This is a genomic window from Microbacterium sp. NPDC057407, from assembly GCF_042803895.1.
Taxonomy (GTDB): Bacteria; Actinomycetota; Actinomycetes; order Actinomycetales; family Microbacteriaceae; genus Microbacterium.
The window spans coordinates 800,146-814,911 of sequence record NZ_JBHVCA010000001.1 but is presented as its reverse complement, the minus strand read 5'-3'; the positions used below and the strand labels follow the sequence as shown (position 1 = coordinate 814,911).

General features: G+C 68.0%; 16 protein-coding genes. 8 read left to right on the top strand and 8 right to left on the bottom strand.

From position 1 onward, the window contains the following. Positions 1-7: 7 nt before the first annotated feature. Together ACFUTX_RS03945 and ACFUTX_RS03940 are read right to left on the bottom strand one after the other, a co-directional pair. Positions 8-388, bottom strand: coding sequence for a hypothetical protein (locus ACFUTX_RS03945; protein WP_378860877.1), 381 nt, complete (start codon positions 386-388; stop codon positions 8-10). 15 nt (positions 389-403) lie between these two features. Beyond that, positions 404-901: a DUF427 domain-containing protein gene (locus ACFUTX_RS03940; protein WP_378860876.1), complete on the bottom strand. Its 498-nt coding sequence runs from the start codon at positions 899-901 to the stop codon at positions 404-406. Between the two features lie 133 nt (positions 902-1,034). Between ACFUTX_RS03940 and ACFUTX_RS03935 the strand changes: the two genes are divergently transcribed. Next, positions 1,035-1,646: a flavodoxin family protein gene (locus ACFUTX_RS03935; RefSeq protein ID WP_378860875.1), complete on the top strand. Its 612-nt coding sequence runs from the start codon at positions 1,035-1,037 to the stop codon at positions 1,644-1,646. A gap of 37 nt (positions 1,647-1,683) precedes the next feature. Here the strand turns inward: ACFUTX_RS03935 and ACFUTX_RS03930 are convergent, their stop codons facing one another. After that, positions 1,684-3,114 carry a dihydrolipoyl dehydrogenase family protein gene (locus ACFUTX_RS03930; RefSeq protein WP_378860874.1) on the bottom strand — a complete coding sequence of 477 codons (1,431 nt, stop codon included), beginning with the start codon at positions 3,112-3,114 and terminating at the stop codon, positions 1,684-1,686. Positions 3,115-3,276: 162 nt separating this feature from the next. Between ACFUTX_RS03930 and ACFUTX_RS03925 the strand changes: the two genes are divergently transcribed. From ACFUTX_RS03925 to ACFUTX_RS03905, 5 genes are all read left to right on the top strand, one after another. Then, a complete protein-coding gene (locus ACFUTX_RS03925; RefSeq protein ID WP_378860873.1) occupies positions 3,277-4,101 on the top strand; it encodes an ABC transporter ATP-binding protein in 825 nt (274 codons plus the stop codon). After that, a complete protein-coding gene (locus ACFUTX_RS03920; protein ID WP_378860872.1) occupies positions 4,098-4,769 on the top strand; it encodes an ABC transporter permease in 672 nt (223 codons plus the stop codon). The genes ACFUTX_RS03925 and ACFUTX_RS03920 overlap by 4 nt, the downstream gene beginning before the upstream one ends. Next, positions 4,766-5,485, top strand: coding sequence for an ABC transporter permease (locus tag ACFUTX_RS03915; protein ID WP_378861056.1), 720 nt, complete (start codon positions 4,766-4,768; stop codon positions 5,483-5,485). Before ACFUTX_RS03920 ends, ACFUTX_RS03915 begins: the two co-directional genes overlap by 4 nt. Before the next feature lie 24 nt (positions 5,486-5,509). After that, positions 5,510-6,424, top strand: a complete 915-nt coding sequence (locus ACFUTX_RS03910) for an ABC transporter substrate-binding protein (protein ID WP_378860871.1) — start codon at positions 5,510-5,512, stop codon at positions 6,422-6,424. A 238-nt stretch (positions 6,425-6,662) separates the two neighbouring features. Further along, the gene (locus ACFUTX_RS03905; RefSeq protein ID WP_378860870.1) at positions 6,663-7,760 is read left to right on the top strand and encodes a TerC/Alx family metal homeostasis membrane protein; all 1,098 of its coding nucleotides are present in this window, start codon (positions 6,663-6,665) and stop codon (positions 7,758-7,760) included. Positions 7,761-7,898: 138 nt separating this feature from the next. Here the strand turns inward: ACFUTX_RS03905 and nrdF are convergent, their stop codons facing one another. The 4 genes from nrdF to nrdH are packed head-to-tail and all read right to left on the bottom strand — an operon-like array spanning position 7,899 to position 11,759. Further along, positions 7,899-8,873, bottom strand: a complete 975-nt coding sequence (gene nrdF, locus ACFUTX_RS03900) for a class 1b ribonucleoside-diphosphate reductase subunit beta (protein ID WP_378860869.1) — start codon at positions 8,871-8,873, stop codon at positions 7,899-7,901. Positions 8,874-8,903: 30 nt separating this feature from the next. Beyond that, positions 8,904-11,003, bottom strand: a complete 2,100-nt coding sequence (nrdE, locus tag ACFUTX_RS03895) for a class 1b ribonucleoside-diphosphate reductase subunit alpha (protein ID WP_378861055.1) — start codon at positions 11,001-11,003, stop codon at positions 8,904-8,906. 53 nt (positions 11,004-11,056) lie between these two features. Further along, positions 11,057-11,521, bottom strand: a complete 465-nt coding sequence (nrdI, locus tag ACFUTX_RS03890; RefSeq protein WP_378860868.1) for a class Ib ribonucleoside-diphosphate reductase assembly flavoprotein NrdI — start codon at positions 11,519-11,521, stop codon at positions 11,057-11,059. Positions 11,522-11,525: 4 nt separating this feature from the next. Next, positions 11,526-11,759, bottom strand: coding sequence for a glutaredoxin-like protein NrdH (nrdH, locus tag ACFUTX_RS03885; protein ID WP_019181042.1), 234 nt, complete (start codon positions 11,757-11,759; stop codon positions 11,526-11,528). Positions 11,760-12,169: 410 nt separating this feature from the next. On the opposite strand from nrdH, the gene ACFUTX_RS03880 reads away from it, so the two are divergent. Both ACFUTX_RS03880 and ACFUTX_RS03875 read left to right on the top strand, forming a co-directional pair. After that, a complete protein-coding gene (locus tag ACFUTX_RS03880) occupies positions 12,170-13,375 on the top strand; it encodes an MFS transporter (RefSeq protein ID WP_378860867.1) in 1,206 nt (401 codons plus the stop codon). 59 nt (positions 13,376-13,434) lie between these two features. Further along, on the top strand, positions 13,435-14,334 hold the full coding sequence (locus ACFUTX_RS03875) for an intradiol ring-cleavage dioxygenase (protein ID WP_378860866.1): 900 nt from the start codon (positions 13,435-13,437) through the stop codon (positions 14,332-14,334). 1 nt (position 14,335) lies between these two features. Here the strand turns inward: ACFUTX_RS03875 and ACFUTX_RS03870 are convergent, their stop codons facing one another. After that, positions 14,336-14,740 (bottom strand): pilus assembly protein CpaE, encoded by a 405-nt coding sequence (locus ACFUTX_RS03870; protein ID WP_378860865.1) that lies wholly within the window; start codon positions 14,738-14,740, stop codon positions 14,336-14,338. Positions 14,741-14,766: the final 26 nt, after the last annotated feature.

Here is a 14,766-nt window from a genome sequence, read left to right as displayed (position 1 = left end):
CGACCGGTCACTTCCCGTCGCGCGTCGACCAGAGCGCCCACGCGACGAGCACCGGCTGGAAGAACAGGCGGGCGAAGCGCTTCCGGTCGGTGTCCAGCCGGAAGCCGTCGCGGCGCTTGACGTACTGCTCGATGTTGCCGGGGAAGACGGCGACGAAGAACGCGGCCAGGATGGCGCCGACGGTGCGGCGCGATCGCGGGAACACCACGAGCGCGCCGCCCAGCATCACTTCCACGACTCCGGATGCCACGACCACCGCATCGCGGTCCAGGACCTTCGTGGCGACATCGGGCACCTGGGCCTGGAACTCCTGCCGCGCCCAGAACAGGTGGCTGAGACCGGCGAAGACCATGGCGGCGGCGAGCGTCCAGCGCGCGAGGGCTCTCATCGAGGCATCCGTCCCTCACCAGCCCATCGAGCCGGGACCGCCCTTGAACGGACCGACCACCTCCGGGGTGATCCATCCGCCGTAGAAGCCTCCGGGCTGCGGCTCGACCTCGTGGTCGTCGATGAGGCAGCGATCCATCTGCCCGGCGTAGACCGCCACGCGTCCGGCGAGCTCCTCGTATCCCGGCGCGGGCTGCGGGTACGTCCACGCTGCGCGGGGCCGGACCTGACCCCCGCCCGCGACGTCGAAGTACCGGGCTCCGCCCTTGAACTCGCAGAACGACGATCCCTCCCCCGGCCGGAGGGCGCCGGCAACGAAGGCGTCGGCCGGCAGATAGTAGACGGGCGGATGACTCGTCTCGAGCACGCGCACCACATCGTCGGTGTCGACGATCACCTCGCCGCCCAGTTCGATCCGCGCCCGGCGGGCCACCCTCTCGACCCGAGGCGGGCGGGGATAGTCCCACACCGACTCCTGTCCTGCCCCGACGGGCTGGGGCTGCGGTCTCACCATGCCGGCCTCCTGTCCACGACTCGGGGTCAGGCTACCGCCCGTTATCGGGGGGTCGGCGCGATCGCGGCGAACTGTCAACCCCTCGCACGGCGCCCGCGACGTCCGTAGCGTGCGGCTCGACGAAAGGAACACCATGCTCCGCGCACTCGCACTCAACTGCACGCTCAAGCCGTCCCCCGCCGACTCCAGCTGCGAGCTCCTGGCTCAGCAGGTCCTCGACGCCCTCGCCGAGCACGGCGTCTCGGGGGAACAGGTCCGCGTCGTCGATTTCGACGTCAAGCCCGGCGTCGAGACCGACATGGGCGACGGCGACCAATGGCCGATCATCCGGCAGCGGATCCTCGCCAGCGACATCCTCGTCTTCGCGACCCCGACCTGGATGGGCAACATGTCCAGCATCGCCCAGCGGGTGCTGGAGCGCCTCGACGCCGAGCTGTCCGAGACCGACGACGAGGGCCGCCCGATCCTCGCCGGCAAGACGGCCGTGACCGTCGTGCTGGGAAACGAGGACGGTGCGCACGCGATCACCGCCTCGCTCTACCAGGGGCTGGGCGACGTGGGCTTCACCATCCCGTCGCAGGGCGGGGTGTACTGGAACGGCGAGGCGATGCAGACCACTGACTACAAGGACCTGCCCGAGACGCCCGAGAAGGTCGCGTCCACCACGGCGACGCTCGCCCGCAACGCCGCCCACGTCGCGACGCTGCTGCAGGAGCGACCGTATCCGGCACCGCCCGCGGAGTGATCGCGGCCGGGCGGGTTTGTGCGCAGTTGGGACCTTCTCACCGCACGGCGGAGCCGCGGCCGAGGTCTTCGAGCCACCGCAGCCACACCTCGCTGATCGTCGGGTAGGACGGAACCGCGTGCCACAGGCGGTCGATCGGGACCTCGCCGACGACCGCGATGGTCGCCGCGTGCAGCAGCTCGCCGACATCCTGTCCGACGAAGGTGGCGCCCACCAGCACGCGGCGCTCGTCGTCGACGATCGCACGAGCGCGCCCGCGATAGTCGTCGGAGAGCTCGCTCGCCCCGGCGATCCACGACAGGTCGTAGTCGATCGCCCGCACCGCGAGTCCCGCCGCCCGCGCGGACTGCTCGGTGTGGCCGACAGCGGCGACCTCGGGATCGGTGAACACGACCTGCGGCACCGCCGAGTGGTCGGCCGTCGCGACGTGCGCGCCCCACGGCGCGTCGTCGACCGTCGTCGCCAGGGCCCGGGCGGCGATGACGTCGCCCGCAGCCCGCGCCTGATACTTCCCCTGGTGCGTGAGCAGCGCCCGGTGGTTCACGTCGCCGACGCCGTAGAGCCAGTCCACTCCGCGCACCCGCAGGCTGTCGTCGACGTCGAGCCAGTCCCCGGGGCGCAGGCCGACCGTCTCGAGTCCGAGATCCTCGGTGCGCGGAACGCGGCCGGTCGCGACCAGCACCTGCGCGGCGCTCACCCGCGAGCCGTCCGACAGGGTCAGCACGACCCCGTCGGCCCCGCGGTCGACCCGCTCGAGCTCCACGCCCGTGCGGACGTCGGCCCCGGCATCCGTCAGCGCCTTCTCGACCGCTTCGCCGGCGAACGGCTCGAGGCCCCGGAGCAGCCCCGATCGCGCGATCACGGTGACCTCGGCGCCCAACGACGCGTAGAGGGTGGCCATCTCGCTGCCGACGACGCCGCCCCCGAGGATCGCGAGCGACGGCGGGACCTCACGGACGCCGGTCGCCTCGCGACTCGTCCAGGGGTCGGCGTCGCGCAGGCCCGGGATGTCGGGGAGGAGTGCCGCCGATCCGGTCGAGATGGCGACGGCGTGGCGTGCCACGAGCCGCGTCTCGACGCCGTCGGCTCCCGTGACCGTCACCTCGCGCTCACCGGTGAGGCGGCCATGGCCGCGGACGAGATCGATCCCCGCCCCCTGCAGCCACTCGACCTGCGAGGTGTCGTCCCAGTCGTGGACGAGCCGATCCCGGCGCTCGAGGGTGGCGGCGACGTCGACAGCGCCCGTGACGGCCTGCGCGGCCCCGCCGACGGCGCGGGCCGCTCGCAGCGCCGCGCCCGGCCGCAGAAGGGCCTTCGACGGGATGCACGCCCAGAACGAGCACTCCCCGCCGACGAGCTCGCTCTCGACGATGACGACCGACAGCCCGCCCTGCGTCGCGCGGTCGGCGACGTTCTCGCCCACCGGTCCGGCGCCGATCACGATCAGGGCGTACTCGCGAGCGTTCATGGGCTCCAAAGTAGCGGCGGCGGGCGACATCGGCGAGGATGCAAACCGATTCCGCTCCGGCCTCCGAATGGCGCGCGACGACATAAGAGGTAAGAAGTCGCGCCATTCGGCCCGCGATGTCCCTTCCCTGTGGTTTTCTGGGTTCTCGCGCGAAAGGACAGCATGGCGATCGAATTCGATGCGGTTTCCAAGCGGTTCCCCGACGGCACGGTCGCCGTCGATGACTTCAGCGTGCTCATCCCGGCTCGCAAGACGACCGTCTTCGTCGGCTCGTCGGGGAGCGGCAAGACGACTCTGCTGCGCATGATCAACCGCCTGGTCGACCCCACCAGCGGTCGCATCACGATCGACGACGAGCCGATCTCGCAGCGGGATCCCGTCGCACTCCGGCGGGGGATCGGCTACGTCCTGCAGAACGCCGGTCTGCTGCCCCACTTCTCGGTGGTCGACAACATCGCCACCGTCCCGGTGCTCAACGGCGTGCCCAAGGCGAAGGCCCGCGAGCGCGCCCTCGAGCTGATGGACGTCGTGGGTCTCGAGCGGGCGATGGCGAAGCGCTACCCGAGTCAGCTGTCGGGCGGACAGCAGCAGCGCGTCGGCGTCGCCCGGGCCCTCGCCGTCGATCCCAACATCCTCCTCATGGACGAGCCGTTCGGCGCCGTCGATCCGATCGTGCGTCGCGAGCTTCAGACCGAGACCATCCGGCTGCAGCGCGAGCTCGAGAAGACGATCGTCTTCGTGACGCACGACATCGACGAGGCCTTCCTCCTGGGCGATCAGGTGGTGATCCTCGAGAAGGGCGCCAAGGTCGCCCAGATCGGCAGCCCGAGCGAGATCATCGAGCAGCCGGCGACTCCGTTCGTCGCGGACTTCATCGGGGTCGAGCGGGGCGCGCGCGCCCTGCGGGCGAAGCGGGTCGAGAACGCCACGGTGCTCGTCGACGCGGCCGGTCGCACGCAAGGCGTCCTCGTGGAGGACTCGCCGTGAGCTGGGTGGCCGACAACCTCGATCTCATCGCATCCCTGACGGTGCAGCACCTCCGGCAGAGCGCGATCGCGATCGTCATCGGCTTCGTCCTCGCGCTCCCGATCGGCTGGCTCGCGTTCCGCTACACGGCCCTCCGGGGCGGGGTGCTCACCGTCGTGGGGCTGCTGTACACGATCCCGTCGTTCGCGCTCTTCCCCATCGTGGCCGCGCTGTTCGGCATCCCGTACCTGTCCGAGACGACCCTGATCATCGCGCTCGCGATCTACGCCGTCGCCATCCTGACCCGCTCGGTGACCGACGGGCTGGCCTCGGTCGACCCGTCCACCCGGGCGGCCGCGGTAGCCGTCGGCTTCGGAACCTGGCGCCGCTTCTGGACGGTCGATCTGCCGCTCGCCGGTCCCGTGGTGCTGGCCGGGCTCCGCGTGACCGCGATGTCGACGATCTCGCTCGCGACCGTCGGGGCGCTCATCGGCGTCGAGAACCTGGGCTACCTGTTCACCAACGGATCTCAGCGCCGCATCGTCGCGGAGGTGCTCGCGGGCGTCGTCGCCGTCGTGGTCGTGGCGGTCGTCGTCGACCTCCTGCTGGTGCTGCTCGGCCGGATCCTCCTGCCATGGACGCGCCGGACCGCGCCGCGGCGGGCAAGGCTGAGGGCGGTGACGGCATGAATCTCTTCGCCGAGGCCCTCGCCTGGATCTTCTCACCGGCGCGGCTGACGGGCTCGCTCCCCCTCCCCGAGGCGATCGTCCAGCACCTCGCCTACACGTTCGGCGCGGTGGCCATCGCGGCGGTCATCGCCATTCCGCTGGGTTACCTGATCGGACACACCGGTCGCGGGCGCGAGGTCGCCGTCTTCCTGTCCGGTGCCGCCCGGGCTCTTCCGGCTCTCGGGCTGGTCATCCTCCTCGTGATGCTCGCCGGGGTGCAGCTCAAGACGCAGGCTGCGATGACGGTCTTCGTCATCCTCGCGATCCCGTCGATCCTGGCCGGGGCCTACGCCGGCTTCGAGGCCATCGACCGCTCAGTGATCGGCGCCGGGCGTGCCATGGGCATGACCCAGTGGCAGATCCTGTTCCGGATCGAGATGCCTCTGGGACTCGCCCTCCTCATCGGCGGTCTGCGCTCGGCGACACTGCAGGTGGTCGCGACGGTCACCATCGCGGCCTATGTCGGCCTCGGCGGGCTCGGCTTCTACATGATCCAGGGACTCAACACCCGCGACTTCCCCGAGATCCTCGGCGCGTCGATCATCGTCGTCGCCCTCGCTCTCGTCCTCGACGGACTCTTCGCCCTCCTCGCGCGGTTCGCCGTGCCCCGCACCGACGCTCCTCGTCCCCGTCGCGTCCGCTCCGCGGCCGCTCCCGTTCCCGTCCCTTCCCGCTGACCGCACACCACAACGGAGGTTCCCATGTCCACAGCACGACGCCGCGTCGCTCTGGCGCTCGCCGCGACGACCCTCACCGCGCTCGCCCTCGCCGGGTGCGCCTCGAGCGACCCGCTCGAGAACGACGGCGGTGAAAGCGAGGCCGGCGGCGACTCGTCGACCATCGTCATCGGCTCGCAGGCGTACTACTCGAACGAGATCATCGCCGAGATCTACGCCCAGGCGCTCGAAGCCGAGGGCTTCACGGTCGAGCGCGACTTCAACATCGGCCAGCGCGACGCGTACATGCCGGCCATCGAGGACGGCTCGATCGACCTCTTCCCGGAGTACACCGGCAACCTGCTGCAGTACTTCGAGCCCGACACGACCGCGACGACCGAGGACGACGTCTACGCCGCACTCCAGGACGCCCTCCCCGACGGCCTGACGGTGCTCGACCAGTCGTCGGCGACCGACCAGGACTCCTACAACGTCACCGCCGCCTTCGCAGAGGAGAACGGCCTCACGTCGATCGCCGATCTCGCCGGCATCGACGGTCTGGTGCTCGGCGGCGCTCCGGAGCTCGAGGAGCGTCCTTACGGCCCGTCCGGACTCGAGGAGGTCTACGGTGTCACCGTCGCGTTCGAGGCGACCGCCGACACCACCGTCGAGGAGCTGGTGGCCGGCAACATCCAGGTCGCGAACGTCTACAGCGCCGACCCTCGCATCGAGACGGAAGACCTGGTCACCCTGGAAGACCCCGAAGGTCTCTTCCTCGCGTCCAACGTCGTGCCGCTCGTGAACGCCGACATCGCCGATGAGATCGCCGACGTCATCAACGCCGTCAGCGCCGCGCTGACCCCCGAGGGCCTCGTGGCTCTCAACGTGGAGTCCACGGTCGACGAGCGCTCCGCCGAAGACATCGCCGCGGACTGGCTGTCGGAGAACGGCCTCAGCTGACCCTGAGTCCGCAGGCACCGAGAGACGCCCCACGCCGCCCTCCGGCGGTGCGGGGCGTCTCTCGGCTTGTTCCCAGGGTGGGGCGAGGATGACCCCGTAATCTGCTCACAGCAAGGGGAGTACTCCGGCACGGCCGACTCGTCACTACGGATGCAGACGCATCCCGGGTCGTCGGTCCTCGACCTCGAGGATGGAGAAGACCTTGGCGTCATCTGTCACGCCAGGTCTGGAGCATCCTGTGAACATCACCCCTCTCGTGTGGATCATCACGATCGCCGTCACGATCGCGTTCTTCGTCTACGAGTTCTTCGCGCACGTCCGCAAGCCGCACGAGCCGTCGATCGGCGAGTCGGCCCGGTGGTCGGCGTTCTACATCGGCCTTGCCCTGCTGTTCGGCGTCGGCATCGGCGTCTTCTCCGGCTGGACGTACGGCGGCGAGTATTTCGCCGGCTACCTCACCGAGAAGGCGCTGTCCGTCGACAACCTCTTCGTCTTCCTCATCGTCATGACCGGCTTCGCGGTGCCGAAGATCTATCAGCAGAAGGTGCTGATGATCGGCATCGTCATCGCCCTGATCCTGCGCGGCGTGTTCATCGCCGTCGGCGCGGCGCTGATCTCGAACTTCTCGTGGATCTTCTACCTGTTCGGCGCGCTGCTGCTGTTCCTCGCGTACCGTCAGGCGTTCAGTCACGGCGAGGCCGACCCCGCTCAGGGACGATTCATGTCGTTCGTGCGTCGCCACCTGCCGGTCAGTGACGAGTACAACCGCGACCGCCTCATGGTCGTGAAGGACGGCCGCCGCTTCGTCACTCCGATGTTCCTCGTGATCATCGCGATCGGCTTCGTCGACCTCATCTTCGCCGTCGACTCGATCCCCGCGATCTACGGTCTCACCGAGGAGGCGTACATCGTCTTCACCGCCAACGCCTTCGCGCTCATGGGTCTGCGTCAGCTGTACTTCCTGATCGGCGGGCTGCTCGAGCGCCTCGTCTACCTCGCGCAGGGCCTTGCCGTGATCCTCGCGTTCATCGGCGTCAAGCTCGTGCTCCACGCCATGCACGTCAACGAGCTGCCATTCATCAACGGCGGCGAGCCGATGCTGTGGGCCCCGGAGATCCCGATCTGGTTCTCGCTGCTGTTCATCGCGACGACCATCGCGGTGGCGACGGCCGCGAGCCTGATCAAGACCCGGGGCGCGCGGGATGCTTCCGCAGCGGTCGCGGCGCCCGCCTCGCCGGCCTCGCCCGCCTCGCCGGCCTCCCCCGCCTCCGCGGACTCTCCGGCCTCTCCGGCCTCTCCGTCCGAGACTGGTTCCACGCACACGCCGGCACCGTAGCGACGCGACGAAGCCCCCGGCCGGCCGCTCCGTGAGCGGCCCGTCCGGGGGCCTCGCCTGTTGCTGGGAGACGCGTGACGTTCCGCGCCGACCCGGGGCAGGTAGGGGGATCTCGGTCTGTCGGGATCCCCGATGAGATCAGAAGTCCCAGTCCTCGTCTTCGGTGGCCTCAGCCTTGCCGATCACGTACGACGATCCGGACCCCGAGAAGAAGTCGTGGTTCTCGTCGGCGTTGGGCGAGAGCGCCGACAGGATCGCCGGGTTCACGTCCGTCACGGTGGACGGGAACATCGCTTCGTAGCCGAGGTTCATCAGCGCCTTGTTGGCGTTGTAGTGCAGGAACTTCTTGACGTCCTCGGTGAGACCCACGCTGTCGTAGAGGTCCTGCGTGTATTGCACCTCGTTGTCGTAGAGCTCGTACAGCAGCGAGAACGTGTAGTCCTTGATGTCCTGACGCTTCGCCTCGTCGACCTTCTCGAGACCGCGCTGGAACTTGTAGCCGATGTAGTACCCGTGCACGGCTTCGTCGCGGATGATCAGCCGGATGAGGTCGGCAGTGTTGGTGAGCTTGGCGCGGCTCGACCAGTGCATCGGGAGGTAGAAGCCGGAGTAGAAGAGGAAGCTCTCGAGCAGCGTCGAGGCGACCTTGCGCTTGAGGGGCTCGTCGCCGCGGTAGTACTCCATGACGATCTGGGCCTTCTTCTGAAGGTTCGGGTTCTCGACCGACCAGCGGAACGCCTCGTCGATCTCCTTCGTCGAGCACAGGGTCGAGAAGATCGACGAGTACGACTTGGCGTGCACCGACTCCATGAACGCGATGTTCGTGTACACCGCCTCTTCGTGCGGCGTGATCGCGTCGGGGATGAGCGACACGGCGCCCACCGTGCCCTGGATGGTGTCGAGCAGGGTGAGCCCGGTGAAGACGCGCATGGTGAGCGTCTGCTCCTCGGGCGTGAGGGTGTTCCACGACTGGATGTCGTTCGACAGCGGCACCTTCTCGGGCAGCCAGAAGTTGTTCACGAGGCGGTTCCACACCTCGAGGTCTTTGTCGTCCTGGATGCGGTTCCAGTTGATGGCCTGGACGTGATCCAGGAGCTGGAGCTTCTCGCTCATTGTTCCTCTTCCGAAATCACAGGTCGGTCGTCAGAGCGTGCAGGAGACGCACTCGGTCATGTCGGTGCCCTCGAGCGCCATCTGACGCAGACGGATGTAGTAGATCGTCTTGATGCCCTTGCGCCAGGCGTAGATCTGCGCCTTGTTGATGTCGCGCGTCGTCGCCGTGTCTTTGAAGAACAGCGTCAGCGACAGACCCTGGTCGACGTGCTGCGTCGCCGCGGCGTACGTGTCGATGACCTTCTCGTAGCCGATCTCGTACGCGTCCTGGTAGTACTCCAGGTTGTCGTTCGTCATGAACGCCGCCGGGTAGTAGACGCGGCCGAGCTTGCCCTCCTTGCGGATCTCGATCTTCGCGGCGATCGGGTGGATCGACGACGTCGAGTTGTTGATGTACGAGATCGATCCGGTCGGCGGCACGGCCTGCAGGTTCTGGTTGTAGATGCCGTGCTGCTGGATCGACGCCTTCAGCTCGCGCCAGTCGTCCTGCGTGGGGATGTGGTGGCCGGCGAACATCTGCGCGACCTTGTCGGTGGCCGGGACCCACTCCTGGTCGATGTACTTGTCGAAGAACTCGCCCGAGGCGTACTTCGAGTCCCAGAAGCCGTCGAAGACCTCGCCGCGCTCGATCGCGATCGCGTTCGAGGCCTTCAGCGCGTGGAACAGCACCGTGTAGAAGTAGATGTTGGTGAAGTCGACGCCCTCTTCGGAGCCGTAGTGCACGTGCTCGCGAGCCAGGTAGCCGTGCAGGTTCATCTGACCCAGGCCGATCGCGTGCGAGCGGTCGTTGCCGTCTTCGATCGAGCGCACGGAGGCGATGTGGCTCTGGTCGCTCACGGCGGTCAGGGCCCGGATGCTGGTCTCCACCGTCTTCGCGAGATTGCCGCCGTCCATCGCCAGGGCGATGTTGAGCGATCCCAGGTTGCAGGAGATGTCTTTGCCGATCTGGGCGTACGACAGGTCTTCGTTGTAGGTCGTCGGGGTGTTGACCTGCAGGATCTCGGAGCACAGGTTGGACATGTTGATCCGACCCTTGATGGGGTTGGCCTTGTTCACCGTGTCTTCGAACATGATGTACGGGTAACCCGACTCGAACTGGATCTCGGCGAGGGTCTGGAAGAACTCGCGCGCGTTGATCTTCGTCTTCTTGATCCGCGCGTCGTCGACCATCTCGCGGTACTTCTCGGTGACCGAGATGTCGCCGAACGGCACACCGTAGACCCGCTCCACGTCGTACGGCGAGAAGAGGTACATGTCTTCGCCGTTCTTGGCGAGCTCGAAGGTGATGTCGGGCACGACGACACCGAGCGAGAGCGTCTTGATGCGGATCTTCTCATCGGCGTTCTCGCGCTTGGTGTCGAGGAAGCGCATGATGTCGGGGTGGTGTGCGCTGAGGTACACGGCGCCGGCCCCCTGTCGCGCACCCAGCTGGTTCGCGTAGCTGAAGCTGTCTTCGAGGAGCTTCATGACGGGGATGATGCCGCTGGACTGATTCTCGATCTGCTTGATCGGGGCGCCGGACTCGCGGATGTTCGAGAGCAGCAGCGCGACCCCGCCACCCCGCTTGGACAGCTGGAGCGACGAGTTGATGCCGCGCGAGATCGACTCCATGTTGTCTTCGATGCGCAGGAGGAAGCACGAGACGAGTTCGCCGCGCTGCGCCTTGCCGGCGTTGAGGAAGGTGGGCGTCGCCGGCTGGAAGCGGCCCGAGATGATCTCGTCGACCAGGCTCGTGGCGAGCGCCTCGTCGCCGTCCGCCAGCGCGAGGGCCGTCATGACGACGCGGTCCTCGAACCGCTCGAGGTAGCGCTTGCCGTCGAAGGTCTTCAGCGTGTAGCTCGTGTAGTACTTGAACGCGCCGAGGAACGTCTCGAAGCGGAACTTCTTGCCGTAGGCGAAGTCGTTGAGCTGCTGGATGAAGTCGAACGAGTACTTCTGCAGCACCTCGGGCTCGTAGTACTCCTTCTCGACGAGGTAGTCGAGCCGCTCTTTCAGCGAGTGGAAGAAGACCGTGTTCTGGTTGACGTGCTGCAGGAAGTACTCCCGCGCCGCGCGCTTGTCGGCGTCGAACTGGATCTTGCCGTTCGCGTCGTAGAGGTTCAGCATCGCGTTGAGCGCGTGGTAGTCCATGCCCTCGAAGCGCGCCTCGGTCTTGAAGTCCTCGGTCTTGAAGTCCTGCTCGGTCACTGCGGCGTCTGCCATCGTTCCAATCCCTCGCTCACGCGATCCACGTCTTCGGGCGTGCCGAATACTTCGAGCCGGTACAAGTGCGGCACATGACACTTGCGGCTGATGATGTCGCCGGCGATGCAGTAGTGCTCGCCGAAGTTGGTGTTGCCCGCGGAGATCACTCCGCGGATCAGGCGCCGGTTTCGCTCGTCGTTGAGGAACCGGATCACCTGCTTGGGAACCGCTCCCCGCTCCTCACCCCGACCTTGGCCTCCGCCGTAGGTCGGGGTGACGAGGATGTACGGTTCGTCGACCACGAGGGGCGCATCCGCCGCGTGCAGCGGGATCCGGACCGCTCGGGCGCCGAGCTTCTCGATGAAGCGCGCGGTGTTGCCTGAGACGCTCGAGAAGTAGACGAGGAGGGGGGTCGCGGCCCGGCGCCCGGCAACCGCGTCTCGCTCTGCGATCGCGGTTGCCATGGCGTCACGCGAGCCGCGAGGCGAGCTCGTCGATCTTGTCGGGACGGAAGCCCGACCAGTGGTCCTCATCGGTGATGACGACGGGCGCCTGCAGATAGCCCAGCGCCTTGACCTGCTCGAGGGCCGAAGGGTCCTCGGAGAGGTCGTGGATTTCGTATTCGATGCCCTTCGAGTCCAGTGCTCGATAAGTGGCCGTGCACTGAACGCACGCAGGCTTCGTGTAGACCGTGATCGCCATGTCGACCCTGTGTCTCCCCTCACATCCGATTGATTCTCCGGCAGGCCCCCCGCCGGGAGACCAACACTACATGTGGGTACCGACATCCGGAAGCACCACAAGGGCTAGTAGTTACATCTGTGTGATTTTCCACCGCTCTCCCCATGTACAACACAGGTTCTCCACCGTTTCATCCACAGGAGCGCACTCGATCCGGATCCTGAAAAAGGCCTGAATCACGCGGGATTCGGATGCCTCGCAAGCGGCTCTCCACAGGTGCGACGGTACGCCGGGGATCCGACAGCGAATCTGCCTGTGGATGACACCCGTCGGCGTGTCGCGGCGTGTCGCGCGGCGCGTCGCGGACAAGCGTTCCCCGAAGCCGTCCCGCATCGCCGGAGCACCTGGTGGAGCCGCGCTAACGTGGAGGCGTGGCGGGCTATCGGGATCTTCTTCGCACTCCGGGGGTCGGTCGCATCATCGCGGCCCAGCTCACCGCGCGGTTCCCGAACGGCATGACGAGTCTCGCCATCCTGCTGCACGTCGAGTTCGTCACGGGGTCGTACGGCGCCGCCGGGCTGGTGCTCGCCGCCGCGTCGATCGGTCAGGCCGTCGCCGGACCGGTCACGAGCAGGTGGATGGGCCGGTGGGGAATGAGACGGGTCATCACTGCGACGATGATCGTCTGCGCGCTCTCCATCACGGCGATCGCCCTGCTCGCCCTCCCCGTCGCCGGCTACATGGCGCTCGGGTTCGTCAGCGGCCTGTCGACCCCGCCGATCCAGTCCGCGGCGCGCACGATCTACCCGAAGCTCGTGACTTCCAAGCAGCTCACGCCGCTGTTCTCGCTCGACGCGTCGCTGCAGGAGATCATCTGGATCGTCGCCCCCGTCGTGATCACCGTCGTCGCGACCCAGGTCGGCACGGTCCCGGCGCTCCTGCTGATCGTCGTGATCCTCCTGGGCGGCGGCGCGTGGTTCGTCCTCTCCCCCGAGGTGGGGCGGGTGCGCATCCCCCGCAGTCGGCGGAGCATCGGCAAGGTGCTCACCAAGGTTCCGGTGCTGCTGGCGACCGTGGTCGGCTTCCTGCTCATCGGCGCGTGCGCGGCCGTCGAGGTGGGTGTGGTCGCGACGTTCACGCACGGCGGTCTCGAGGCGGGCATCGTCCTCGCGCTGTTCTCGGTCGGCAGTCTCGCCGGCGGCCTGACCTTCGGGCACATCCCGATCGGCCCGTGGGCGATGGCCCGCCGGCTGGCGATCGTGACCGTCGGCCTCGCGCTCACGATCGTGTCTCTCGATGTCTTCTGGCTCGGTGGCACGCTCGTGCTCGCGGGCATCGGGATCGCGCCGGCGCTGGCCGTGCTGTTCGCGATGACCTCGGCGAGCGTCAAGTTCAGCGACACGGCCGAGGCCTTCGGGTGGGTCGGCACCGGCCAGCTCATCGGCGCCGCCGCGGGCTCGGCGATCGCCGGTTTCCTCATCGACGCCACCGACGCGCGCGGCGCCTACATCGCGGCGACGGCCTTCGCCGCGGCCGGGCTGATCGTGGCGGTCGCCTTCGTCCGCGGCTTCCCCGACCTCCGCGGGCGCGACGCGAGCCCGATCCCCGACACCGAGCCCGTCCCCACCATCACCTGACATCGACGCCATAGGCGGCGCATAGCCCCTTCATCGGAGCCTGGCGTTGGCTCGGACACATGACGAACGACGCTTCCCCCGACGACGGCCGCTGGACCGATGCGCAGGGCCGGGTGATCGACGAGGACCATCGCGGCCTCGTCTACGACATCCGCACCCTGATCGATCGGCGTCGCGCGCTCGGCATCTTCGGCGGCGTCGCACTGACGAGCCTCCTGGCGGCGTGCGGAGCGACGGGCGGAGCGGGCGCCTCCCCCAATGCGTCGGCGACGTCCGCTTCCTCCGGGGGCACGCCGACCCCTTCGGCGAGCGCGTCGGCCGCGGCATCCGCTCCCCTCGCCGAAGTGCCCGACGAGACCGGGGGTCCGTACCCGGGCGACGGGTCGAACGGCGTGAACGTGCTCGACGATTCGGGGATCGTGCGGTCCGACATCCGCTCGAGCTTCGGCTCGTCGTCGACGGTGGCCGACGGCGTGGCGCTGACGATCGCGCTCACGCTGCGGGATGCCTCGACGGGCGCAGCGCTCGCCGGCCGGGGCGTCTACCTCTGGCACTGCGACCGCGAGGGCCGCTACTCGCTGTACAGCGCAGGCGTCGAGAACGAGAACTATCTGCGCGGGGTGCAGGAGACCGGCTCCGACGGCACCGTGCGGTTCACGTCGATCTATCCCGCGTGCTACTCGGGCCGGTGGCCCCACATCCACTTCGAGGTCTACGACGATGTCGCGACCGCCGTGGCGTCGGGTCCGATCGTGAAGACGTCGCAGATCGCCCTCCCCGACGAGACGAACGCGGCCGTGTACGCGACATCCGGCTACGAGTCGAGCGTCCGCAACGCCGCGCAGGTCACGCTCAGCAGCGACAACGTCTTCGGCGACGACCAGGGGATCCACCAGATCGCTACCATGGCGGGCTCCGCGCAGGCGGGCTACACGGCCTCGCTGACGGTCGGGATCTGATTCACGCGATGCGGCTCAGCAGCTCCAGCAGGGCGAGCGCGTAGGCATCGGCGGGCTCCGGATGCTCGAACCGGCGTGGCGCCCCGGCGATCTCCACCTCGACCTCGAAGACGTCGGGCAGCCGGCGAAGGGAGCGGAACGAGCCGCCGAGCATCTCCCTGAGCTGGCTCTCGTGAGGCAGCCACAGCGCGTCCTCGAGGGCGACGGAGTCCAGGGCCCACTCGGTCGTGCCGTTGAAGGCGAGGATCCGCCCGGTGGGGTACTCGCGCGGCTCGATCGTCATCTCGCTGACGGTGAAGACGTCGGCGTCGAACTCGGGCTCGTCGAGCTGGAACCGGTCACCCGAGCGAGGCCGCCACGACAGGCCGGCATCGCGCAGCGCCAGGGCCAGGTCGGTCGAGATCATGAGCCCATTCTTTCCGCGTGGCGGGG

Bases quoted from the DNA above. Each gene is read 5' to 3' on its own strand.
- ACFUTX_RS03870 (WP_378860865.1), bottom strand. From the start codon at position 14,740: ATGATCTCGACCGACCTGGCCCTGGCGCTGCGCGATGCCGGCCTGTCG.
- ACFUTX_RS03875 (WP_378860866.1), top strand. From the start codon at position 13,435: ATGACGAACGACGCTTCCCCCGACGACGGCCGCTGGACCGATGCGCAG.
- ACFUTX_RS03945 (WP_378860877.1), bottom strand. From the start codon at position 388: ATGAGAGCCCTCGCGCGCTGGACGCTCGCCGCCGCCATGGTCTTCGCC.
- nrdE (WP_378861055.1), bottom strand. From the start codon at position 11,003: ATGGACTACCACGCGCTCAACGCGATGCTGAACCTCTACGACGCGAAC.
- ACFUTX_RS03910 (WP_378860871.1), top strand. From the start codon at position 5,510: ATGTCCACAGCACGACGCCGCGTCGCTCTGGCGCTCGCCGCGACGACC.
- nrdH (WP_019181042.1), bottom strand. From the start codon at position 11,759: ATGGCGATCACGGTCTACACGAAGCCTGCGTGCGTTCAGTGCACGGCC.
- ACFUTX_RS03915 (WP_378861056.1), top strand. From the start codon at position 4,766: ATGAATCTCTTCGCCGAGGCCCTCGCCTGGATCTTCTCACCGGCGCGG.
- ACFUTX_RS03935 (WP_378860875.1), top strand. From the start codon at position 1,035: ATGCTCCGCGCACTCGCACTCAACTGCACGCTCAAGCCGTCCCCCGCC.
- ACFUTX_RS03940 (WP_378860876.1), bottom strand. From the start codon at position 901: ATGGTGAGACCGCAGCCCCAGCCCGTCGGGGCAGGACAGGAGTCGGTG.
- nrdI (WP_378860868.1), bottom strand. From the start codon at position 11,521: ATGGCAACCGCGATCGCAGAGCGAGACGCGGTTGCCGGGCGCCGGGCC.
- nrdF (WP_378860869.1), bottom strand. From the start codon at position 8,873: ATGAGCGAGAAGCTCCAGCTCCTGGATCACGTCCAGGCCATCAACTGG.
- ACFUTX_RS03930 (WP_378860874.1), bottom strand. From the start codon at position 3,114: ATGAACGCTCGCGAGTACGCCCTGATCGTGATCGGCGCCGGACCGGTG.
- ACFUTX_RS03925 (WP_378860873.1), top strand. From the start codon at position 3,277: ATGGCGATCGAATTCGATGCGGTTTCCAAGCGGTTCCCCGACGGCACG.